The sequence below is a fragment of the Clostridium sp. genome, assembly GCF_021443865.1.
Lineage (GTDB): Bacteria > Bacillota > Clostridia > Clostridiales > Clostridiaceae > Clostridium.
Genome location: NZ_JABUTB010000058.1, coordinates 15,439 through 37,728 on the forward strand (window position 1 = coordinate 15,439; position 22,290 = coordinate 37,728).

At 27.4% G+C, this 22,290-nt stretch carries 19 protein-coding genes and 1 pseudogene; 5 read left to right on the forward strand and 15 right to left on the reverse strand.

The window, feature by feature from the left end:
- Window positions 1–50 precede the first annotated feature (50 nt).
- Window positions 51–995, reverse strand: coding sequence for a carbohydrate kinase family protein (locus HUJ77_RS10755; protein WP_291708588.1), 945 nt, complete (start codon window positions 993–995; stop codon window positions 51–53).
- A 224-nt stretch (window positions 996–1,219) separates the two neighbouring features.
- On the opposite strand from HUJ77_RS10755, the gene HUJ77_RS10760 reads away from it, so the two are divergent.
- On the forward strand, window positions 1,220–1,576 hold the full coding sequence (locus tag HUJ77_RS10760; protein WP_291708589.1) for a tetratricopeptide repeat protein: 357 nt from the start codon (window positions 1,220–1,222) through the stop codon (window positions 1,574–1,576).
- A gap of 57 nt (window positions 1,577–1,633) precedes the next feature.
- On the opposite strand, the gene HUJ77_RS10765 is transcribed toward HUJ77_RS10760, so the two are convergent.
- Genes HUJ77_RS10765 through HUJ77_RS10775 form a run of 3 tightly spaced genes read right to left on the reverse strand, consistent with a single transcriptional unit; the run spans window position 1,634 to window position 4,616 of the window.
- Window positions 1,634–2,704, reverse strand: coding sequence for a transglutaminase-like domain-containing protein (locus HUJ77_RS10765; RefSeq protein WP_291708590.1), 1,071 nt, complete (start codon window positions 2,702–2,704; stop codon window positions 1,634–1,636).
- A 21-nt stretch (window positions 2,705–2,725) separates the two neighbouring features.
- Complete coding sequence (recX, locus tag HUJ77_RS10770) at window positions 2,726–3,361, reverse strand: recombination regulator RecX (protein WP_291708591.1); 636 nt, start codon at window positions 3,359–3,361, stop codon at window positions 2,726–2,728.
- Window positions 3,362–3,374: 13 nt separating this feature from the next.
- Window positions 3,375–4,616, reverse strand: coding sequence for a pitrilysin family protein (locus HUJ77_RS10775; protein ID WP_291708592.1), 1,242 nt, complete (start codon window positions 4,614–4,616; stop codon window positions 3,375–3,377).
- Window positions 4,617–4,816: 200 nt separating this feature from the next.
- Between HUJ77_RS10775 and HUJ77_RS10780 the strand changes: the two genes are divergently transcribed.
- Together HUJ77_RS10780 and HUJ77_RS10785 are read left to right on the forward strand one after the other, a co-directional pair.
- Complete coding sequence (locus tag HUJ77_RS10780) at window positions 4,817–5,491, forward strand: response regulator transcription factor (RefSeq protein WP_291708593.1); 675 nt, start codon at window positions 4,817–4,819, stop codon at window positions 5,489–5,491.
- A gap of 49 nt (window positions 5,492–5,540) precedes the next feature.
- Window positions 5,541–6,995, forward strand: a complete 1,455-nt coding sequence (locus HUJ77_RS10785; protein ID WP_291708608.1) for a HAMP domain-containing sensor histidine kinase — start codon at window positions 5,541–5,543, stop codon at window positions 6,993–6,995.
- A gap of 34 nt (window positions 6,996–7,029) precedes the next feature.
- Here HUJ77_RS10785 and HUJ77_RS10790 read toward each other — a convergent pair whose 3' ends face one another.
- The 7 genes and pseudogenes from HUJ77_RS10790 to HUJ77_RS10820 all read right to left on the reverse strand — a co-directional run bounded on the left by HUJ77_RS10790 (window position 7,030) and on the right by HUJ77_RS10820 (window position 16,662).
- A complete protein-coding gene (locus HUJ77_RS10790) occupies window positions 7,030–7,353 on the reverse strand; it encodes a hypothetical protein (RefSeq protein WP_291708594.1) in 324 nt (107 codons plus the stop codon).
- Entirely contained in the window at window positions 7,346–7,966 is a 621-nt protein-coding gene (locus HUJ77_RS10795; protein ID WP_291708595.1) for a hypothetical protein, read from the reverse strand. The genes HUJ77_RS10790 and HUJ77_RS10795 overlap by 8 nt, the downstream gene beginning before the upstream one ends.
- 187 nt (window positions 7,967–8,153) lie before the next feature.
- Window positions 8,154–9,053: an ATP-binding cassette domain-containing protein gene (locus HUJ77_RS10800; protein WP_366033285.1), complete on the reverse strand. Its 900-nt coding sequence runs from the start codon at window positions 9,051–9,053 to the stop codon at window positions 8,154–8,156.
- Window positions 9,042–10,049: pseudogene (locus HUJ77_RS10805) on the reverse strand (ABC transporter ATP-binding protein); the annotation flags it as partial. The pseudogene HUJ77_RS10805 and the gene HUJ77_RS10800, both read right to left, overlap by 12 nt.
- Entirely contained in the window at window positions 10,050–11,786 is a 1,737-nt protein-coding gene (locus HUJ77_RS10810; protein ID WP_291708596.1) for an ABC transporter ATP-binding protein, read from the reverse strand.
- 472 nt (window positions 11,787–12,258) lie between these two features.
- Window positions 12,259–14,316: an SPFH domain-containing protein gene (locus tag HUJ77_RS10815; protein WP_291708597.1), complete on the reverse strand. Its 2,058-nt coding sequence runs from the start codon at window positions 14,314–14,316 to the stop codon at window positions 12,259–12,261.
- Between the two features lie 150 nt (window positions 14,317–14,466).
- Window positions 14,467–16,662, reverse strand: a complete 2,196-nt coding sequence (locus tag HUJ77_RS10820; RefSeq protein WP_291708598.1) for a DNA topoisomerase III — start codon at window positions 16,660–16,662, stop codon at window positions 14,467–14,469.
- Between the two features lie 186 nt (window positions 16,663–16,848).
- Here HUJ77_RS10820 and HUJ77_RS10825 point away from each other — a divergent pair, with 186 nt between their 5' ends.
- A complete protein-coding gene (locus HUJ77_RS10825; protein ID WP_291708599.1) occupies window positions 16,849–17,265 on the forward strand; it encodes a hypothetical protein in 417 nt (138 codons plus the stop codon).
- A gap of 120 nt (window positions 17,266–17,385) precedes the next feature.
- On the opposite strand, the gene HUJ77_RS10830 is transcribed toward HUJ77_RS10825, so the two are convergent.
- The 3 genes from HUJ77_RS10830 to HUJ77_RS10840 form a co-directional block, all read right to left on the reverse strand.
- Window positions 17,386–18,129: an SDR family oxidoreductase gene (locus tag HUJ77_RS10830; RefSeq protein WP_291708600.1), complete on the reverse strand. Its 744-nt coding sequence runs from the start codon at window positions 18,127–18,129 to the stop codon at window positions 17,386–17,388.
- A gap of 82 nt (window positions 18,130–18,211) precedes the next feature.
- Window positions 18,212–19,144, reverse strand: coding sequence for a dipeptidase (locus HUJ77_RS10835; RefSeq protein ID WP_291708601.1), 933 nt, complete (start codon window positions 19,142–19,144; stop codon window positions 18,212–18,214).
- Window positions 19,145–19,158: 14 nt separating this feature from the next.
- Complete coding sequence (locus tag HUJ77_RS10840) at window positions 19,159–20,103, reverse strand: metallophosphoesterase (protein WP_291708602.1); 945 nt, start codon at window positions 20,101–20,103, stop codon at window positions 19,159–19,161.
- Between the two features lie 152 nt (window positions 20,104–20,255).
- On the opposite strand from HUJ77_RS10840, the gene HUJ77_RS10845 reads away from it, so the two are divergent.
- Window positions 20,256–21,377, forward strand: coding sequence for an amidase domain-containing protein (locus HUJ77_RS10845; protein WP_291708603.1), 1,122 nt, complete (start codon window positions 20,256–20,258; stop codon window positions 21,375–21,377).
- Between the two features lie 76 nt (window positions 21,378–21,453).
- Here HUJ77_RS10845 and HUJ77_RS10850 read toward each other — a convergent pair.
- On the reverse strand, window positions 21,454–22,290 hold an 837-nt coding region (locus HUJ77_RS10850), incomplete at its 5' end, for an ABC transporter ATP-binding protein (protein ID WP_291708604.1).

Genomic DNA, 22,290 nt, shown 5'->3' on the forward strand with positions numbered 1-22,290 from the left:
CCTCCAAGCTTGTATCATTAGCTTATGTAAAAGAAATGCATTTTATGTACTTAGCCTTCAATCCACTCCATGTCTTTAATAAACTTATTCATAAACTCCTCGCTCATACTTGGGTTTATAGTTTCTTCATGAGTAATTGTAACTATAGACATTGCAATGGCATATTTTACAGTATCCTTAATTGATAAGTTATTCATATATCCGTATCCAACACCTGCTACAAATGAATCTCCTGCTCCTGTAACATTTTTAACTTCAACTGCTGTAGTTTTTATTTTTCCTTCCTCTTTAGAGTTCTTGTAATATATTCCATCAGCATCTAAGCTAATAAATACATTTTCTACTCCTAAAGATCTAAAATAATTAGCAGCTCTAACTAAATCATCATCGCTTTCTATTTTATACCCGCATAAAAGTTCTGTTTCTAACCTATTTGGCTTTATAGTATGAAAATATTTAATTAAATGTTCTACTTTTTTTGCTTTTGTTGCAGAAACTGGGTCTAAAATAAATTTAGTCTTCCCTTGAAACTTAGTTAATATATATTCTAGAAGTTCTGGGTTATCAGCATCTAAAATAACATACTCTGCATTTTCTATAATACTTGCTTTTGAATCTATAAATGAAGAGTCCATTTTATTTAAACACTCCATATCTACTATAGCAGATTCCATTTCCCCATCTTCATTTAGAACTGCCATATATGTAGGGGTATATTCATCTTCTAAAATCAAAGAATTGCTCATATTATACCCTATTTTAATAGAGTTATTTAATATATTTTTTCCTTGATCATCCCCACCTAAAATAGAAATGAACTCTGTATTAACATTAACTCTTGCTAAATTTTCAGCAATGTTTCTACATACTCCACCTAAAGAAATCTTTATTTGTCCAGGTATTGAATCCCTTTTGTAATATTTCTTTCTACTAAAACCTATAATATCTACTATTGATGCCCCTAATACTAAAATATAAGGATTATTCTTACACATACCATCTCTCCTGATCTATATTGTCCTTTCTAAAAAACATACATACATTATATTAAAGAACTGTGAAAAAATAAAGTGATTTTTGAAAAACTTTGTCGAATTGTCTTATGTAAATTATGTATACATTATTTATTGTCACAGAATATAAAAAATTCATATATTGAATAATAATTAATTAATTAGGAAATAATTATAATAATAGAAAGTCTATCCAGGAGGTATCTATGCAGTCATTTAATGAAGGAAATAAATATTATAATCTTAAAGATTATGAAAAAGCTATAGATTTATATAAGCTATCAATTGAAAATAATGAAAATGCAGCATGTTCATATTATAACTGTGGAGTATGCTTTATAAAATTAAAAGAATTCGATAAAGCCATTGAAATGATAAAAACAGCTTTAACTATGCAGCAAGAAAGCAAATACTATTTTAATTTAGCTTATTGTTATGCAATGAAAGAAGATGTAAAAAAAGCATTAATTTATTTTAATATGGCTTGGTCCTTAGATTCATCTGATACAGATTGTGAAAAAGCAATTAAGTTAATACTTTCTAAAAGCAAAAAAGCCCTATAACCTTTTTCGGTAATAGGACTTTTTCTTTTATTCTAAAATTTACATATAAAATTTTTACTACATCCATTCTCCAACAATTTCTGAATTTAAGTGATCCTTATTAAAATCAGCACTATCAAAGTAATTACCTGATAGGTAGAAAGTTGGATCTACGTTAATCCATTTACCTTCATCTTCTAAGTACACTTGATTCCATGCATGAGGTCCGTAATTTTGCCCATCATAAGCATCACCTGTAATTATTCTAGTTTTTAACCCTACTGCCCTAGACATTGAAACATAAAGACAAGCATAATCAAAACATATCCCACTTCTACTATTCCAAGTTTCAATGGAACCACTATTAGAAACTCCTTGTGGGCTTAGTGCCTTTTCAGCTTTATTATAATCATATCTTATATTAGAGCCAATCCAAGCATATAATCTTTGTGCTTTTGCTCTATCTGTTTTTGCATTGCTTACTATTTCTTTTGCTTTATTATCTATCTCTGGCAATGATTCTATTCCTTCTTCTAAAGTAACACCATTATAGTATATAATAACATTAGCATTTGAAGGTAAATACTCTTTAAAATCATTGTAAGGTAAAATAGGCTTATTTACTGAAACTATTTTTTCTAGATTACTATAGCCATTTATACTATTGAAAAAGTTTATTTTTAAATCTTTTCCAAAGGTAGTATTATATGCTATTATACCCATAAACATTATTAGTATAACTACTAAACCCTTTAGAAGTCCAAAAATTGTAGAAAATAAAACTATTCTAAATTTACCTCTGCTTAATAATATATTATATGCCTTAGTTAGAGGTTCATTTAACGACTTTAATATCCAATATATTATTGATTGTATTAAAAGAAAAACTATTCCTAAAATTAATGCTTTAAAAATATTATTATTAAAAATAATTAAATTAGGATTATTGCTAATAAACTGTAAAATAATTAAATATATCTTTTCTAAATTTAAAAGCATAAGAAAAAAAGTTATAAATATTGAAAAATAGTATATTAATCTATTTAGTGAATATTTAGCACTTTCATCTTCTAGTGATCCTTGAATGCTATCTTTTATTGAAAAAATCATTAATAAGGCACATATAATATGCGGAAAATATGCAATCATTAATGCATCTCCTTTAAAATATTAGTTATCGTCTACCTTTGTAATTTCCTTTACAACGCCCGAAACTATATCGTAGCCATATCCTTTAGACAATAAAAATCTATATAATTTTTGAGATAGCTTAAATTTATCTGATTCCCTCTTAGCTATAGTATTATACTTTTTCACTGCTAAATCATAGGCTGTGTTTCTTTCATCTTCGCTATCAATATTGTAAATTTCATTGTCTATTATTTTATCGCTAATTCCCTTTTTAGCTAAGTCATATTTTATCTTTTTCTTACCAACTAGCTTAGCTTTATCTTTAACGTACATTTTAACGTAATTTTCATCATTTATAAAATTGTATTCTTTTAGTACCTTAATAGTCTTATCTATAGCTTCATTTTCATAACCCTTTAAAGTAAGTTTATCTATTAACTCTTTTTCACTTTTATAAGACCTTTCAACTATCCTTAAAGCAGTATTTTTACATTTTAAATAATTATCTTCCTTTGCAATGGTATTAATTCTATCTATATCTATTTTTTCATTTACTTTAAGTCCTTCTTTATAAACTAACTCATTACTTACTGCAAAGGCATAATCATTATCAATATATATATTACATCTATCTTTGTTTCTCTTTTGTACTTCAATTTTCGTAATTACATTCATAAATTTCTCCACATTAATTAGATTTAAGTATATGAATTGTTGGATTCTTTAAGACTGTTTTCGCCACTTTATGAATTTTATTTATATCTAAACTATTTAATCTCTTCATATCTTCTAGGAACTCATGAAAATCTTCCCCATCTAACCCTTGATGTAACATATAGTTACAAAGTTCTGAAGGATCTTCTAAAGTAGAAATAACTGCTGTCTTATGAACCTTTTTCATAAGCTCTAAGTCTTTTTCTCCAATTTCTAAATCACCACTTATAACTGATTCTATAGTTTCATCAATAGCTTTTTTAGCTGATTCTAAGTCATCTTCTCCAACTGAAGTATAGATATATAAAGTCTTAACATTATTTGTCATATCTATACTAGTATATATGTCATAAGCAAGTCCTCTTTTTTCTCTAACTTCTCTAAATAATAAAGAATTAGAACTTTCTCCTAGTCTATGATTTAGTATTCTAAGAGGTAATTCTAAATCTTTACTTAAGTTATAAAAAGTATATAAATAAACTATAGTGTTTTGTTCTATATTCTTTTTTATTGTAGTTACTGATTTTGAAATATTATCCTCTTTGCTTATTACTATTTCCTTTGTTTCACCTTTTTCCCAGGAAGAAAATACTTCTTTAATTTTATTAAATGCTTCTTCATGTTCTAAGGAAGATACTACAGTTATCAATGAATTATTAGGTAAATAATATTTATTATAGTAGTCTAATAAGTTTTCTCTCTTATAAGATTTAACATTTTTCTCTACCCCTGCAACATCATATCTTAAAGGATTATTCTTAAAAGCTATTTCATTTGTTCTCTTAAAGCTTAAATCTTCTATGTCATCCTTGCTAGCCCTCATTTCTGCAAGAATTACTCCTCTTTCTTTTTCTAGCTCCTCACTATCAAAAGCTGGATTAATTATCATATCCCCTAATATATCAATAGCATTATTTAATTCCTCTTCTAAACAACTTATAGTATAAACAGTTGAAGTATAATCAGTATATGCATTATACTCTCCCCCTAAAAACTCAAGTTCATCATTTAGTTCTTCGTAAGTTCTACTGTTAGTTCCCTTAAATAACATATGCTCAATAAAATGGGAAATTCCCTTTTCATTTATATTCTCATATAAAGATCCAACCTTAACCCCCACATTTATAGAAGTTATTTTAGTATCTTTTTTTATAGTTACAACTTCTAGTCCATTATCTAAAAAATGCTTTTTCACATCAAAATTCAATTTAAACATTCAAACCCACCCATCTTTCACATTATATTATTTAAAAATATAATATGAATACTTAAAAATATACACTATTATTATATCTATGTTTACTGTAATAATCTATATTATTAGGGCTATTTTGATTTATTTTATTTATAATAAGACTTTACCTTATTTTTATTGGAACTTATAATAATTATATTAACACTAAAAGGAGGGCTTTTATGAAAAAGAATATCTTATTAATTGAAGATGAAACTCGTATAAGATTTTTACTTAAAGATTATTTTTTAAAGGAAGGCTTCACTATTATAGAAGCTGCTGATGGAGATGAAGGAATAAACTACTTTATGCATAACAAAATAGATTTGGTTATTTTAGATATAATGATGCCTAAGGTTGATGGAATAACAGTTTTAGAAACTATAAGAAAGGTTTCTGCAGTTCCTGTTATTTTATTAACTGCAAAGGGTCAAGAAGAGGATAAGCTTTTTGGCTATGAAATGGGAGCAGACGATTATATGACTAAGCCATTTTCACCAAAGGTGTTAGTTGCTAAGGTAAAAGCTCTGCTTAAAAGAACTTCTGAAGATACCTTCTCAAATTTAAATGACTATGATGGTCTAACAATAAATAAGCTTTCTCATGAAGTTAAGATAAATGATGAAATTATTAATCTATCTCCTAAGGAGTTTGAGCTTCTATGTTATTTATCAGATAACGAAGGAATAGCTTTATCAAGAGATACCATATTAGATAATGTTTGGGGCTTAGACTATTATGGTGATTTAAGAACTGTAGATACTAATATAAAAAGATTAAGAGAAAAGCTTGGTGAAAAGGCTTGTTATATTATTACAGTAAGAGGAAGTGGATATAGATTTGAAGCGAAAAAATAAATTTAGCATATCAAAAAAATTATTTACTATAACCTTTGGATTAATTTTTATGGTTTTAATATTTAGTATGCTATTTCAAAGATTATTTTTTGAGGACTTTTACTTAAATAAAAAAATTAAGGATATGACTAAAGAAGCAATAAAATTTAGTAATATGTATTCCTATGATATTTCAGATCAAAATAGACTAACTGAAGCTTTATTTAGATTTGAGCAGAATACAAATTCTAAAATCGCTATATTTTCTACAGATGGTAACCTAAAATATCTGTTAAATTATAATAATAGTGATGATTTTCAAACACTAACCTCCTTCTGTAAAGAGCTAATAGATGATAAATATCTTATTAATAAAGTTCTTACTACAGGAAAATCACAAACTAGCGTATTTGAAAATGCTTTTAGTAATAGTACTAAAATAGGTATCTTAACTCCAATGTCATTAAATCAAAAAAATGATTCTATTATAGTAACAGTATCTTCTATGCAACCTATAAATGAGGCTACTGATGTAATACGTGAATTTTATTTTTATTTATTTTTAGGCTTTAGTGTAATTGGAATTTTTCTTGCATATGTTTATGCAAATTTAATATCTAAACCACTAGTTAATATAAATAAAGTTGCTAAAAGAATGTCAGCTATGGATTTTACAGCTAAATGTGAAGAAACAACTTCTGATGATGAAATAGGAAATCTTGCAAACACATTGAATTTTCTATCTTCTACTTTAGAAAATGCTTTAGAAGATTTAAAACTTAAAAATAAAAAATTAGAAGAGGATATTGAAAAAGAGCGTAAGCTTGAAGAAATGAGAAAAGACTTTGTAGCAAGTGTTTCCCATGATTTAAAAACTCCAATAGGAATTATAGAAGGATATGCTGAAGGCTTAAAGGATGGTATAGTTACTGGAAAAGATGCCTTAATTTATCTTGAAACTATAATAGATGAGTCTCATAAAATGAATAAGCTAGTTACTAATATGTTAGAGCTTTCCAAATTAGAATCAGGTAATTTAGAATTAGTAATTGAAAGATTTAATATTTTAAGATTAATTCAAAAAATACTAAAAAGCTTTAAATTGGAGTTTGAGTCAAAAAATATTAAATTAGAACTAAACTCTGATTTAGAATATTGTTATATTCTAGGTGATGTTTTTCAATTAGAACAAGTTATAACTAATTTGTTAAGTAATGCTTTAAAATATACACCTAATAACAATAAAGTAATAGTAGATATAACTAGTACTGATGAAATTGTTACTATATCAGTTGAAAACAAAGGTGCATATATTCCTGAGGAAGAAATTAATAATTTATATAACAAATTCTATAGAATAGATAAAGCAAGAAATTCATCAAATAATAGCAATGGTTTAGGTCTTGCTATTGTAAAGAGGATTTTAAGCTTACATGAAAGCTCTTATTCTTTATTTAACACTAAAGATGGTGTGAAATTTGAATTTACTCTAAAGAAAGCCAATGATGAAGAAAATTACGAATAAAATAGGAGCTGTTGCGACAGCTCCTATTTTATTATTATATAAAAAAGCTAATTAATAAAAATACTACTATTATACTGTTTAAAACAAGAATTATTTTATTATTTTTAGCTATAGAATTTAAATCTTCTTCTTCTTTGTTTTCAATCATATCTACCATAATTAGTAATTGATCTAGCTTATTAAGTATGTCCTTATTTATTTTTTTGTTATTACTTCCATCATTTATATTTTCTAAAACTTCTTCTTTGCTTTTAATTATTTCTTCTTTGATATCCTCTATTACTATATCCTTATAAAGCAACTTAATTTTTTCTTTTACATTTTCCTTTAGTAAATCCTCCTTAAAATAATTATCCACTTAATAAATCCTCCTCAATACATATCATTCTTTTAGTTATAATCAAAAGATATTCGTAGGTTAAAATTAATTCTTCTCCAGTTAAAGTATTAGAATTTAAAGCTTTAACTAGATTTCTTCTAAATCTTATATATTCTCTTTTTATATAATTAAAAAAGATATAAACTATTTTTTCTTCTTCCAAAGATGTATCATTAAAGTTTTTATAATATTCTCGTAGCTTTTTAATTTTATTTTCTTCTGAATATATTATTTTATTGGTTTCCATTATAGCCGCTTCTATATCTTCCAAGCTTTCCTTAAACTCCTCAGTTCTTGTTTTATCATCTTTAATTCTATCTTCTCTTATATTTCTTTCAAATTCTAAATCCTTTAAAGTGTTACTTAATACATTAATATTATTTTCTATTAATAGAATTTTAGCTTTATATTCTTTTCTCTTTGCTTTTATAAATCTTATAGTATCCTTTTTAGATTCATAGACTTTTTTAGTATAAATGATTTCTTTTATGTTTTTATTTTCATTATCTCTCTCATGGTCTTTAATAAATCCTTTTATTCCATTTACAAGGAATGTATTATCATCAAGGATAAGTTCATCCAGTCTCTTCACCAATTTTCCTCCCCTCTTATTAATTACCCTTTAATCCTTATGTTATGTTCTAATAAATACTATGCTAATTATATGAATATTATTATTGAAAATTTAATTAAAATAGAAATTACTTTCTTACATACAAAAATTAAAAGGTAATGGAGGTTATTAGCTTCCATTACCTTTAAGTTTATTAATTATTAATCTATACACCTTCACTTAAGAATTTGTATTGAGCCATATATAAATCATAATAACTACCTTTATTTTTTAGTAATTCATCATGATTTCCTGCTTCTTCAATTTCTCCATCATTTATAACCATAATCTTATCACAATCTCTAATTGTAGATAATCTATGGGCTACAACAAAGGAAGTTCTTCCATGAAGAAGTTTTTCTATTCCCTCTTGTACTAACTTTTCTGTTTGAGTATCAATATTGGAAGTGGCTTCATCTAAAATTAAAATTCTAGGATTAGCAAGTAAAGCTCTTGCAAAGGATACAAGTTGTCTTTGTCCTAAAGAAAGTCTTGATCCTCTTTCATTTACTTCAGTTTCATATCCCTTTTCTAATTTCATTATAAAGTCATGGGCATTAACTGCCTTTGCAGCTTCTATAACTTCTTCATCTGTTGCATCTAATCTTCCATATCTTATATTTTCCATAATAGTTGATGAAAATAAGAAGGTATCTTGAAGCATTATTCCCATTTGACTTCTTAAAGATTCTAAATCTATATATTTTATATTTTTACCGTCAACTAAAACTTCACCTGAAGTTGGATCATAAAATCTACTAAGTAAAGATACTATTGTAGTCTTTCCTGCTCCTGTTGCTCCAACTAATGCTATTTTTTCACCTTTATTAACCTTAAAACTAACATTCTTTAAAACCTCATTATTTTCATCGTAAGCAAAATATACATTTTTAAATTCAACTATTCCTTTAATTTTGCCAATTTCCTTTGCATTTAATGAATTTTTAATAATTGGTTCTATATCTAAAATATCAAATATTCTATCTGCTGCTGAAAAGTTTGTAATTAAATTATTATAAAAACTAGAAAGGTTCATTATAGGTCTCCAAAACATTCCTACATACATAGAAAAGGCTATTAAAGTACCTATTTGAATTTCATTATTTATAACTAATCTATATCCAATCCAAAATACTATAACTGCTCCAAGTCCCCATGATAATTCAACTAAAGGCCAAAAGAAATCATTAATTTTTACTGCTTCTATAAATGTATCACTTTGCTCCTCTACCATAGATTTAAAGTTTTTTTCTGTTCCTTTTTCTCTTTCTTGCGTTTTACTTCTAAGTTTGCCTTTGATGTATGAAGTACATCTATTCTGTGTTTCCCTGGATACAAGTAAGTAGTGTGCTAGTAGTGAATTTTATGTCTTCCTTTTCANGCCCTTTACTACTTTGATTCCTGAAAAATCTTCATGGGTAAATCCATTTAAATTTGATCTTTTATTTCTATAAATTTCCCATCTTCTTCTTGAAATAATTTCAATACAAAACATTGCAATTCCTAGTAAAGGTAAAAGTGCTAAACAAGCTAAAGCAAGTTTTACATTAAGGGCAAACATAATTATAGTAACACATATTAGATATAAAATTTGAGGAATAAAAGATTGAATACTTTGTGAAAATAAATTCTTTAAAGAATTAACATCTCCAACTACTCTAGCCAAAATTTTCCCTACTGGTCTTCCATCAAAGAAATCAAAGGATAAATATTGAATATGGCTATATAATTCATGCCTTATATTAACTAAAATATTATTAGTTATGGAAGTTATCATTGTCCATCTAATTTTTGAAACTATCCAAGCTGCTAAATTCAATACAACTAAAAGTACACCAATCATAACTAATGCTTGAACATTTTCAGTTACTATATAATCATCTATAGCTATTTTTAGCAAAAGAGGATTAACAATTCCAGAAATCATAACAAAAATCATCAGTAAAATAACAATAAAAGATTGTAATTTATAAGGTTTTAAATATGCCAAAAGTTTTACTATTATTTCACTTTTACTTCTTCTCATTACTTCTTCATCTTTTTTTATTGAGTTGTTTTTCATCTATATAACCTCCTCTTCTAAAAGATTAAAGTCTTTAAATTGGCTACAATAAACATCAAAATATTTTCCTTTAACCTTTAATAATTCTTCATGAGTTCCTTTTTCCTTTATCTCTCCATCCTCTAGATAAATTATAAGGTCTGCATTCTTAACAGCTGAAATTCTGTGTGCGATAATAAAAGTTGTACTAGTATTTTCTCTTTTAGATAAATTCTTTAATAAACTATATTCAGTTTCCATATCTAAAGCTGAAGTAGAATCATCTAAAATTAGCACTTTAGATTCTCTTACCAATGCTCTTGTAATTGAAATTCTTTGCTTTTGACCTCCAGATAAGCCCATACCTCTTTCTCCAATTTCTGTATAGAAGCCTTCTTCTAATCCCTCTACAAATTCTAAAGCGCAAGCTAATTCTGCTGCCTTTACTACTTCTTCAAAGCTTGCATTTTCATTACTAAATCTTATATTATTTATTATTGAATCTGAAAATAGGAAGGTATCTTGTGGAACAATAGCCATCTTTTCTCTTAAAAAGTTTAAATCATAATCCTTAAGGTCCACATTATCTATTTCTATATTTCCTTCAGTTACATCATAGTATCTTCCAATTAAATTAATTAAAGTAGATTTACCAGATCCCGTAGTTCCCATAATAGCTACTGTACTTCCAGCCTTAATATCTAAATTAATATTTTTAAGAACATATTCATCCTTATATTTAAAGCTAACATTATTAAATTTAATATCTCCAACTAATTCTTTAGGACTATAAGCTTTATCTATATTTTGAATTTCAGGCTCTTTGTCCATTATTTCAAATATCTTCTTAGCTGAAGCAGTATTTCTTGAAAGTAAGTCTAGTAATTCTCCTAGCATTCTCATTGGCCATATTAGGTTCCAAATATAACCACTAAAGGCTACTAATACCCCAATGCTTATATTCCCTTTCATAACAATGAAACCACCATAAACTATCATTACAACTAAAGATATATTTGTTAAAAATTCAATAGGTGGAAAGTAATCTCCAATTATTTTCCCTTGTTCCATGCTTAAATCATAGAATTTTCTGTTCATTTTTAAGAACTTTTTCATTTCATATTTTTCTCTTGCAAAGGCCTTAACAAGTCTAACCCCTGCAATATTTTCTTGGGCAGTGGTTGTAATTTCTGCTGTTTTATCACTTAATTTACCATAGTTTTCTCCAAACTTCTTCTCTAAACTAATTGCCATAAAGCCTATTGGAATCATAATAACAAAACAAGCTAAAGCCAGTTGCCAATTTAATGAAAATAAAATTATTGTTGAAATAACAAAATAAATTATATTTTCTATAAATAATCTAAAACCAAATGCTAGGGTTTGCCAGATATTTTCAACATCTTCACCTATTCTAGACATTAGTTCACCAGTATTCATTTCATCAAAGTATTTAAATTCTAATTTTTGAATATGATTAAACATATCATTTTTAATATCTGCATGTACCTTTACGCTTAAATAGTCGTAAAGAAATTCCTTCAAATACCCCAAAATTGATTTTGTTATTGTAATTACTGAAATTCCTATTAAAATTGTCTTTATAACACTATAGTTTCCTTGAGTAATACCTTCATCAATAAATACTTTTTGAAGATAAGGCATAAAAAGATCAACCACAATTACTGCTATCATTGCAAAAGTTCCAAAGAATAATAATCCCTTATACTTTGAAACATATTTAAGTATTCTAGTCATTTATTTTCCCCCTTTAGTTTTATATATTGCTTATTTTTTAACCTCCTCATGTTAATAGATATAAAAAGGCCAAGGAAATCCATAGCTTTTTGTTTTATTTAAAATAAAACAAAAAACCACGGCAATAACCCTGGCTTAATTACTTTTTTTATAAAATTACATCTTTAAATTAGAATTAAAGTAGTTTTTATAAAGTAAACCTGCATAAATTCTTTATATCTTAAATTCACACATTGAGATAGGATTATTAATATAATTATTTTTTTGTATTATCTGATTTTTAATTGTTGGTCTAAAAGCTTTTATCATATTTAACATTTTTCCTACCTCCTTTTTACTTTATTTTTGTTTTCTTAATTATTATATTATCTGAAATACAAATTGTCAATAAATCCCTAAGATTTATTTTTAATTTTCTGAAAATAATAATTTAAAGAAAAGAGGCTGTCATAGCAGCCCCAAATTTAATTAATTAACTTTCTAATTCTGTAGCATTTTTTTCTCTTAAATTAGCCATTATTTCTTCTTTTAATTTCAACATATCTGCTGATTCTTCTAAAGATTTGTTTTCTCCAATTGCAGTTAACTTTTCACTTAACAAAAGCATTACTAAGGATTCAAAAGCATTAGCTCCCTTACCTTCTCCTTCTGTTCCAGCATTAATAAGAGTTCTTGGAACTATATCAATTTTGCCTTCCTTAATGGCATTTGTAAAGGAAGTCATAACATCATTTATAACTTTATATTGTGGTCCACCATAAGCATTTACTTGCTCTTTTGCAGCTATAGCCTTTGATATACCTACTCTTGCTTCCTTATCAGCATCTGCTTCTGCTGTTATTTTTATCTTAAAGGCTTCTGCTTCAGATTGCTTTTTAACTTTATATGCATCTGCTTCTGCAAGATTTTGTATTTTTTCAGCATCTTGCTTAGCCTTCATAAGTTCTGCTTTACCTTGATTTTCTTGAATTCTAATATTAATATCTGATTCAGTTAAAGTAGTTTGTTGTTTTGCAATGGCTTCTGCTTCTCTAAGTTCCTTTTCTTTTTCAGCTGCCCTTTGTTGAGTTTCATAAGTTTCAAGCTGTTCCTTTGCAATTTGCCTACTTCTTAATTGAGTTAATATTGTTTCTATATTTGAATCTGCTTTAGAGCTTCCAGGAGTACCTATTAGTACTTCTTCTAATTCTAAATTATAGTGATCAAATTTCCCCTTCATTTCTAATGAACTTTGAGCTTGAATTTCATTTCTTTGTTGTATTAATTCTATTAATGTTTTAGTTTGTCCTATATTTTTAAAATATGCAGATACCATAGGATCTAATGTTTGATCTACAAGCATCTTTATATCTCCAAACCTTTGAATTACAAGAGGTGCTTTTCTATAGTCTATATGAAATACTACAGATAGTGGTAAGGTTGGCTCAAAGGCATCCTTAGTAATTAAATTAACTTCTTTAAGATTTTCATCATATTTATGACTACCATTTTGATTGCTAATCCATTTTAATATTACATTAGTTGTTGGAACTTTAATTATATTACCTGCATAAGTGTTAAAAGCATATTTACCTGGCATTAAAGCTTCATTCCAAACTCCCCTATAACCTTTTTTAACTAACTCACCATGTTTATAATCAGTTCCTGAGAAATCCTCTCCCTTTGATCCTGTATATGAAACAACAACACCTACAAAGCCAACTGGAATAATAATTTTAGGAATATATTCAACTGTGGCAAATAATCTGTTTATAAAGTAAGTCCCATCTGCTAAAACTTGATATTGCCTACCTCTATATCCACCTGCTCTTAAGAATGCATCAATATCTTGGAAATTATTATGGTAATTTTCATCCTTATGATTATCACCAACTATAGGACATATTATATTTTCTGATCCTAAAGATTGTCCATCATGAACTGTGACAATTCCTACTAAATCACTATTACCTTCAATTATAACTGGTTCAAAGCCTTTTCTTTCAGCAATTAATCTAGACATAGTTGAAATAGTATCTAACTCTTGTTTATTACCCATTTTTAAATAATAAGTTTTATTTTCTGTAATAATTACAAATTGAGCAAGGTTAAAGGCATAAGTACCTTCTCTTATTATTCCCCTTTGTGGACCCTTTTGTCCTCCATTTTCTAAAAATCCTCTTACATCTTGAAAGTTATTTCCCTCTCTAACTACTTTTCCTAAGGTTTGTGTAGCTTCTAGAGGTTTACCATCTCTTGCAAAAACATAGGCAATTTTTCCTTGAGGTATTGTTACTAAAGGAACTACATGAACTTTATAAATAAATGGAGTCCTAAAATGAATACCTCCTCTTAGTAATGCAGGCTGATATCCAGCTTCCCCTTTTAATGCAATTATTTGTTCCCTTAATGATCCCTTTGTAGACCACCATTTTTCAACAATACCAACCTTGTCATTTGGAATTATTCTAAAGCCTATAATCCAGAATAATATTATTACTCCAAGAATTATAGCTACTATTTTAATTCCAAGCAAAATCATTTCGTCCATAATGCGCCTCCCACATTTAATAAGAGAATTATACCAAATATTGTAATATAAACACATTTGCATTTTAGTTAAAATATAATGTGTTTTCAATTAAAAAAAGCAAATGAAACAAGTATTTCTACTTCTCTCATTTGCTATCTAATTATTTCATTAGTCTTTTAAATTCATCTTTCCTAAAAGTTCTGCAAAAGGATTATTATTAAAGTCCTCTGCTTCCTTTTTCATTTTCTTCATCATGTTATTAACTTCTCTTTTATCTACTTTACCCTTTTTATCAAATCTCTTTTCAAATTGAGATGCCTTTTCTCTAAAGTTACAATTAGTGTTAGGGCATACGTATATCTTACCCTCTCCTTGACCTCTAACTTCTAACTTTTTCTTACATTCTGGGCATCTTGCATTAGTAGTTCTACTTACGCTTTCTCTATATCCACACTCTCTATCTTGGCAAACATGCATAACTCCATTTTTACCTTTAACTTCTAATAGGTATTTTCCGCAGTTAGGACACTTTTTGCCTGTTTTATTATCATGAACAAATTTACTGTTATCACTTTTAACTGCTTCTACTAAAGCTATTGCATAATTTCTCATTTCCTTAATAAAGTCATTTGGATTGTCTTTTCCTTTACTTATTCCATCAAGTCTATTTTCCCATTTAGCTGTTAATAATGGAGACTTAAGTTCATTAGGTACTAGCTCTATTAATTGTTTTCCTTTAGATGTTGGAACTATTTCTTTCCCCTTCTTTTCTATAACAAATGAATTAAATAGTTTTTCTATTATATCTGCTCTAGTTGCAACTGTTCCAAGTCCACCTGTCTCATTTAAAGTCTTAGCTGCTTCCTTATTTACATTTACATACTTTTGAGGATTTTCCATTGCTGATAAAAGTGTACCTTCATTAAATCTTGCTGGAGGTTTAGTTTCTCCCTTTTTTAATTCAACCTTAATAATATTTATTAAATCACCTTCACTAAATTTAGGAAGAACTTGATCCTTTAAATCATCCTCTTTTGAATCCTCTTCTGAGAAATCTTTATCATATAAGGCTTTCCATCCCTTAGCTTTTATTACCTTTCCTTTAGCAACAAAGCTTTCTCCCTTTATATCTGCCTTTATATTAGTTTGTATATATTCAAATGGTGGCATTAATACACTTAAGAATCTCTTTATTACAAGATTATAAATATGTCTTTCTTCAGAACTTAAATTACTTAAGTTAGGTTTTTGTTCTGTTGGAATTATAGCATGGTGGTCGCTAACCTTGCTATTATCTACAAAGCTCTTATTTGAATTTATTTTATTCTTAAGTATTTCAGACGCTGCCATTCTATATTCTCCAGTAGATATAGCTCTTAGTCTTTCTGGAATAGTTGGAACTATATCTGTAGATATATATCTTGAATCAGTTCTTGGATAAGTAAGTATTTTATGATTTTCATAAAGCCTTTGCATTATAGATAAGGTTTGCTTTGCAGAATAACCCCAAATCTTATTTGCATCTCTTTGAAGCTCTGTTAAATCATAAAGAGCTGGTGAGAACTTTTTCTTAGGAGTTTCTGTTATTGATACTATCTTCGCATTTTCCCCTTGAACTTTACTTATTATTTTATTTGCAAATTCTTCATCAAATATTCTTAAGTTATTATCCTTATTAACCCACTCTAAATTAACATCTTTACCCTTTGCATTTATAGTATAAAATGTCTTAGGTTTAAAATTCTTAATTTCCTCTTCTCTATGAACTATCATAGCTAAGGTTGGTGATTGAACTCTTCCTGCTGAAAGTTGTGCATTATATTTACAAGTTAGTGCCCTTGTAGCATTAAGTCCAACTATCCAATCTGCTTCTGCTCTACATACTGCAGCCTTATATAAATTTTCATATTCACTTCCTGATTTTAAGTTTCTAAAACCTTCAAGTATTGCTTTATCTGTTTGAGAAGAAATCCAAAGTCTTTTAATAGGCTTCTTAACTCCTGCCTTTTCTATTATCCATCTAGCAACTAGCTCTCCTTCTCTTCCTGCATCTGTTGCAATAACTATTTCTTCTATATCATTTCTATTTAAAAGTTTTTTTACTTCATAAAATTGCTTTGATGTTTTCTTTAAAACAGTAAGCTTCATATGCTTAGGTAACATTGGAAGAGTTTCCATACTCCAATGCTTATATTTTTCATCATAGCTTTCAGGGTCCTGTAATCCAACTAAATGTCCTAAAGCCCAAGTAATAACATATTTATTACCTTCTATATAGGCTCCCTTATTTATATTAGATTTCAAAACCTTAGCTAAATCTCTACCTACAGATGGTTTCTCTGCAAGTACTAGTATTTTTCCCATATTTTATTTCCTTTCTTCTGCATAACAAGGATAAATATACAAATAGCATCTATCATTTATATTATTCCTTCTTAAACAACTCCATAACTATATATATTTTCTAAACTCAATAAGTCTATTATAACACAGAGTTAGTTTTATTGTTATTTTATGATATAATAACAAAAAAGATATTGGGGGACAAACATGGTAGAAATATTAAAATTAGTAGCAAGCTTTATAAACGATTTACATGATAAAGTATTAGATATTATAAGTATTGCAGGATATCCATTAAATGATAAACAACTTCACTTTATCTTTATGGCTTTAATAGGCATTATAATATTTGGCTTTACTCAAATTATATTTAAGAAATTATCAAAGTATAGCATTACTGCAATTTCCTTTATTTATACATTAACTGTAATGATAGTTATAGTATTTGCTATAGAAATCCAGCAAAAGATAACTAATAGAGGTAATATGGAATTTGCAGATATAGCCTACGGTCTATATGGTTTTCTTTACATATTCTTAATTTACCTATTAATTAAATATATTATAAAAGCAATAAAAATTCTCTACAAAAAATACGCAAAACCTAATAAAAGAAACAACTAAGGGACTGCAAAATGCAGTCCCTTATTCCTTAAAATCCATTGAAATCTAAAACTACTGAAAGTAGTTTTTTCCTTAATTCTTTTATTTCTTAATTTTTTCATTCTTTCATTGTGCGAAGCACTAAATCATTGCTCCATCAATTTTAATAACCTGACCAGTTAAATACTGACACTTATCACTACATAAGAAAGTTACCATTTTAGCTACTTCCTCAGTGCTTCCAAATCTTCCAAAAGGAATTTCCTCTTCTAATTCTTCTCTCTCCTCTGTAGATAAAAATGAATTCATTTCAGTATCTATTACTCCTGGTGCTATGGCATTAACTCTTATTCCCATAGGTGCCATTTCCTTTGCTAAGGATTTAGTAAATAAATTAATAGCTCCCTTAGTACTAGAATATAAAACTTCACAAGAAGCTCCTGCTTCCCCCCATATAGATGAAATATTTATTATATTCCCATAAGATTTACTTAACATATGTGGTATAGCTTCCTTGCTTAAATACATAGCTCCTAATACATTAATTCCAAAAATATCATTAATATTTCTCTCTGAAAAATCCATGAACAATCCTCTAAATGAAACAGCTGCATTATTTATTAATATATCTATTTTACCAAAGGTAGTAATTACGAAATCCATCATATTTTTGCATACTTCATAATTTGATATATCACCCTTATATAACTTAGCATATCCACCTAAAGCTTCTATTTCCTTTAAGGTTTCCTCTGCAGATAAATCATCCTTAGAATAATTTAATATTACAGTAGCTCCCTCTTTAAGAAGTTCAAAGGCTATAGACTTTCCAATTCCTCTTGTTGCACCAGTAACTAATGCTATCTTTCCATTTAAACTATCCATGTCCAACTCCTTTTTCTTTACTATTAGGAAATTATAAAAAGTTTCCCCTTTTCATAACTTTTTATAATTTCCTTCCTTTCGTTTACATCCATTCTTTAAGTACTCTTTTTATATTTCCATAAAATATTTTATCAATTTCTGAATTTGTGAAGTTTTCCTTTAATAAAGCATCTCTTAGTCTTCCTATTTCACCTATATTTTCAATTTCAACTTCATTTCCTATTCCATCAAAATCTGTTCCTAAAGCAAGTACATCTATACCTCCAACATTTCTAGTATGTTTAATATGTTGAATCATAGAATTAATTGAAGGAACTTTTTCTTTTCCTAAAAATGGTGCACAGAAGTTTAATCCCATAACTCCTCCTTTTTCTGCAAGCTTAACTATCATATCATCAGTTAAATTTCTTGAATGATCTGTAACTTTCCTCGCATTTGAATGAGTTGCTATAAAAGGCTTCTTACAAATATCAATTAAATCATAAAATCCACCATCTGATAAGTGAGAGCAATCAGGTATTATACCTACTCTCTCCATTTCTAGTACTATCTCTTTACCTTTATCAGTTAATCCAAGGTCTTTAAATTTATATCCTGCATTAGGATATCCTATAGCATTTTTAAAGTTCCAAGTTAAAGTTATAAACCTTATTCCTAGGTTATAAAGTTCTTCTACTCTTTCTACTTTTCCCTCTAACACTTCTCCTTCTTCTATTGATAAAAAGGCCCCTATTTTACCTTTATTATTGACATTTTCTAATTCTTTTAAATTTCTTACTATTTCTATACTATCTTCATTTTCCTTTAGTTCACTAATAAAATTATTATACATATTAATAAATTCAGTATAAGGATTTTCAACAATATTTAATTCTATAAAATGTGCAAACACCTGTGCTTTAGCCTTTGCTTTTTTCAATTTTTCTATGTCTACCTTACAAATACTTTCCTTTAATTTTAAATCTTCATATAATAATCTGCTAGCTGTATCGCAGTGTAAATCTATTGAATACATCTTATCTTCTCCTCTTATTTCTTTTTCTTTTCCTCTTCTATCTTTCTTATTCTTTCATCTCTTGCCCATAATAAATAATTATCTAATCTATAGGGTCCTGTTATTACCTTCCTTCTAACCCATAAAACGCCTGATTCTTGGGATTCTATATTCCACTTAACTAAAGAAATACTTCCTTTTTCAATTTCTAAAGCAGTTATTGCATAGGGAAGCACACAACAGCCGTCATTAAAATATGGAGGTTCATTAATTTCTGGCATCCTACTATTATGTGTATGTCCACAAAGTATCATCTTCCCATTATCCTTAGTCCATTTTAATAATTTTCTATCTACTTTATTTCCTTTTCTATTATTTATAGCTGGGCTAGTTGGATCATTAAAACCTGCAACACCATTTAAAAATTTCCATACATATCTTACTAGAAATCTTGAAAAAAACCAAAAATTAGAATTCATTAAATCAACTTGATGTCCATGAGTTACTAAAAACTTCTCATTTACTGGAGTATACTTAAAATTTATAGCTTCATGAAATTCACTGTCTTTAATAAATTTCAATAAATTCTTTCCATAGTTACTTCCCACCTTTTTACAGGCTTTATATTGGGTAGCATAAAAATTCTCTCTATTTTTTATTATATCATGATTCCCATAAATAAGATAAATTCTATTTTCCTCTTTAAATTTATTTAAGAGATTGAAAATATCACTATAAATATAAGCGATATTATTACAATGTCTATTTTTCCAAAGTTCATCTCCATCTCCAACTTCTACATAGGTAAATCCCTTTTTAAAATAATATCCTAAAGCAGTCTTATATATATTTTTGTTTGGCAAAAGAGAGTCAAAGTATGTTCCATCTCCTCTATGGATATCAGAAATAAAAACTATATTATCTCCATCATCAAATTTAACTTCTTTAGCATTATCATATAAATAATTTAACCTTTTCATTTATATAACCTCTTAAATTAATTATTTATATTATATGGTTAATATTACTTATTTGCTAAAAACATCCTATTTAAATACTTATAACTTATATATAAATTTTATAAGTTTAGTACAAACTACAAGTAAGTATTTAAGAAAGGGGAATTTTATTTGTGAAATTTAAATTAATTAATATAGTCTTAATTATTTTTCTTATATTTATTTTTATTCCTACTTCATATTGTTTTGCTTTAGAGGATGAATCAAATACTACCAAAATAGATTACTCTTCCGATGAAGTAAAAAAAGAGTTTAAAGACTTGCTTGAAAATTTATTTGCTAAAAGAAATTCAGCAATAGTCTCTAATGATACAGAACTTTTAAAAGACTTTTATAATTTAAAAATTAAAGTCAGCTTATGGGCTTATGAAAGTGAAGCTAAGAAAACTCAGTACTTAATAAACTGGTCAGAAAAACAAGCTGTACAATTTAAAGATATAAAATCTATTGTAAAGATAAGAAAGGTAGCTGAAAAAGAAAATGATCTATATGGAGTAATTTGTGATGTAGCTACAGATTTTTATTACTATTATATTGATTCACCAGATGTAATTAACCATTTTAGACTTGGAACCAATCACTACTTAAATTTAAAGAAGATTGATGATAAATATATAATTACAAAGGAGTGGTATACAGATCCATTTTCAGACTCCTTAGATTTAAATAATCTAAAATCTGAAGAAATTAAAGAATTTATATTAAAACAAAAGGCTCCTAGCTTTTCACCTAACGAAAGATTACAAAAGGCTATAGATTATGCTCATATGTATTGCGGTGTTTCTGAAGATGAAAATTACACCTTTAAATATAACCCAAAATATAAAGATCATAATCCAGATGGGGGGGACTGTGCAAACTTTGCCTCACAAATTCTTTATGAAAGTGGTGCCTTCAAGAAAAATTCTTCATGGAATTATCGTGGGAAGGAAGGAACAAAAGCTTGGCTTAATGCACAAGGCTTTAAAAATTATATGGTTAACAGTGGTAGAGGCTCTTGTATTGCAAAAGGAACCTACCAACAAATTTATAAATCAGCCTTTAATATGAGACCTGGAGATTTTGTTGCTTATGAAAAGAGAGGGAAAATAACTCATATATCAACAGTTACAGGTTTTGACTCTAAAGGATATCCATTAGTAACCTGTCATAATACTAATAGACTTTTAGTTCCTTATGATTTAGGTTGGAGCAATGATAATATAAAATTCCATCTTATTCATGTTCACTATTAGTTATTCAATAAAAAGAGTTGTGGTTAACTATATATACCACAACTCTTTTTTAGAATACTTTATGAAATTACATTCACTACTCTAAAGGTAAAATGTATTCCTTTGGAATTCTTAAAATTAATTTTTCTTTATTTTTTCTATTATCCCAATCTTCTTTTTTAACTTTAAATAAGATTTTGTTATCACTTATACTTGTCTTAGAATTTTGCTTTTCGAATAATATATTATATTCAAAAACTTCTTCTTCTACTTTATCTATTTTACATTCTATAATATTTTCTAAAGAATTATTTTCAATTTTATCTACAATAATAAAATTATGAGCTCTAATTCCTACATAATTAATATTCTTATTATTTAAGGGCTCTGTTTCTAATATTATATCCCAATCTAGAGCATGTATTTTATTATTTGATAAAACTTTACAAGGTGAAATATTTTTGCAACCAGTAAGAATTGCTGCTTCTTTTATCTTTGGATTTTTAAATACTCCCTTAGTATCCCCTAGTAAAATTGATTTACCCTTTTCTATTATAGAAATATTTTTACAAAACTTATAGGCTTCATCTCTGCTATGTGTAACCATAAGAACTTCACCATTATAAAATCTTAGAAGGTCTAGTACTTCTCTTTGAAGCTTTTCTTTTAAGTATGAATCTAAAGCTGAAAAAGGTTCATCTAGCATTAATATATCAGGTTTATATATAATGCATCTAGCTATGGCTACTCTTTGCTGCTGTCCACCTGAAAGTTGTCTTGGATACTTTTTCTCAAGGCCTTGTAAATGAAAGCTTTTTATTATTTCACTTATCTTTTTAGCCTTTTCCTCTTTAGAGTATTTTAAAGCTATTCCTATATTTTCTTCTACAGTCATATTAGGAAACAAGGCATAATTTTGAAATAAATATCCTAT

Coding starts and splice junctions, on each gene's coding strand:
- HUJ77_RS10755 (WP_291708588.1), bottom strand. CDS start 995: ATGTGTAAGAATAATCCTTATATTTTAGTATTAGGGGCATCAATAGTA.
- HUJ77_RS10760 (WP_291708589.1), top strand. CDS start 1,220: ATGCAGTCATTTAATGAAGGAAATAAATATTATAATCTTAAAGATTAT.
- HUJ77_RS10765 (WP_291708590.1), bottom strand. CDS start 2,704: ATGATTGCATATTTTCCGCATATTATATGTGCCTTATTAATGATTTTT.
- recX (WP_291708591.1), bottom strand. CDS start 3,361: ATGAATGTAATTACGAAAATTGAAGTACAAAAGAGAAACAAAGATAGA.
- HUJ77_RS10775 (WP_291708592.1), bottom strand. CDS start 4,616: ATGTTTAAATTGAATTTTGATGTGAAAAAGCATTTTTTAGATAATGGA.
- HUJ77_RS10780 (WP_291708593.1), top strand. CDS start 4,817: ATGAAAAAGAATATCTTATTAATTGAAGATGAAACTCGTATAAGATTT.
- HUJ77_RS10785 (WP_291708608.1), top strand. CDS start 5,541: ATGGTTTTAATATTTAGTATGCTATTTCAAAGATTATTTTTTGAGGAC.
- HUJ77_RS10800 (WP_366033285.1), bottom strand. CDS start 9,053: ATGTATGTAGGAATGTTTTGGAGACCTATAATGAACCTTTCTAGTTTT.
- HUJ77_RS10810 (WP_291708596.1), bottom strand. CDS start 11,786: ATGACTAGAATACTTAAATATGTTTCAAAGTATAAGGGATTATTATTC.
- HUJ77_RS10815 (WP_291708597.1), bottom strand. CDS start 14,316: ATGGACGAAATGATTTTGCTTGGAATTAAAATAGTAGCTATAATTCTT.
- HUJ77_RS10820 (WP_291708598.1), bottom strand. CDS start 16,662: ATGGGAAAAATACTAGTACTTGCAGAGAAACCATCTGTAGGTAGAGAT.
- HUJ77_RS10825 (WP_291708599.1), top strand. CDS start 16,849: ATGGTAGAAATATTAAAATTAGTAGCAAGCTTTATAAACGATTTACAT.
- HUJ77_RS10830 (WP_291708600.1), bottom strand. CDS start 18,129: ATGGATAGTTTAAATGGAAAGATAGCATTAGTTACTGGTGCAACAAGA.
- HUJ77_RS10835 (WP_291708601.1), bottom strand. CDS start 19,144: ATGTATTCAATAGATTTACACTGCGATACAGCTAGCAGATTATTATAT.
- HUJ77_RS10840 (WP_291708602.1), bottom strand. CDS start 20,103: ATGAAAAGGTTAAATTATTTATATGATAATGCTAAAGAAGTTAAATTT.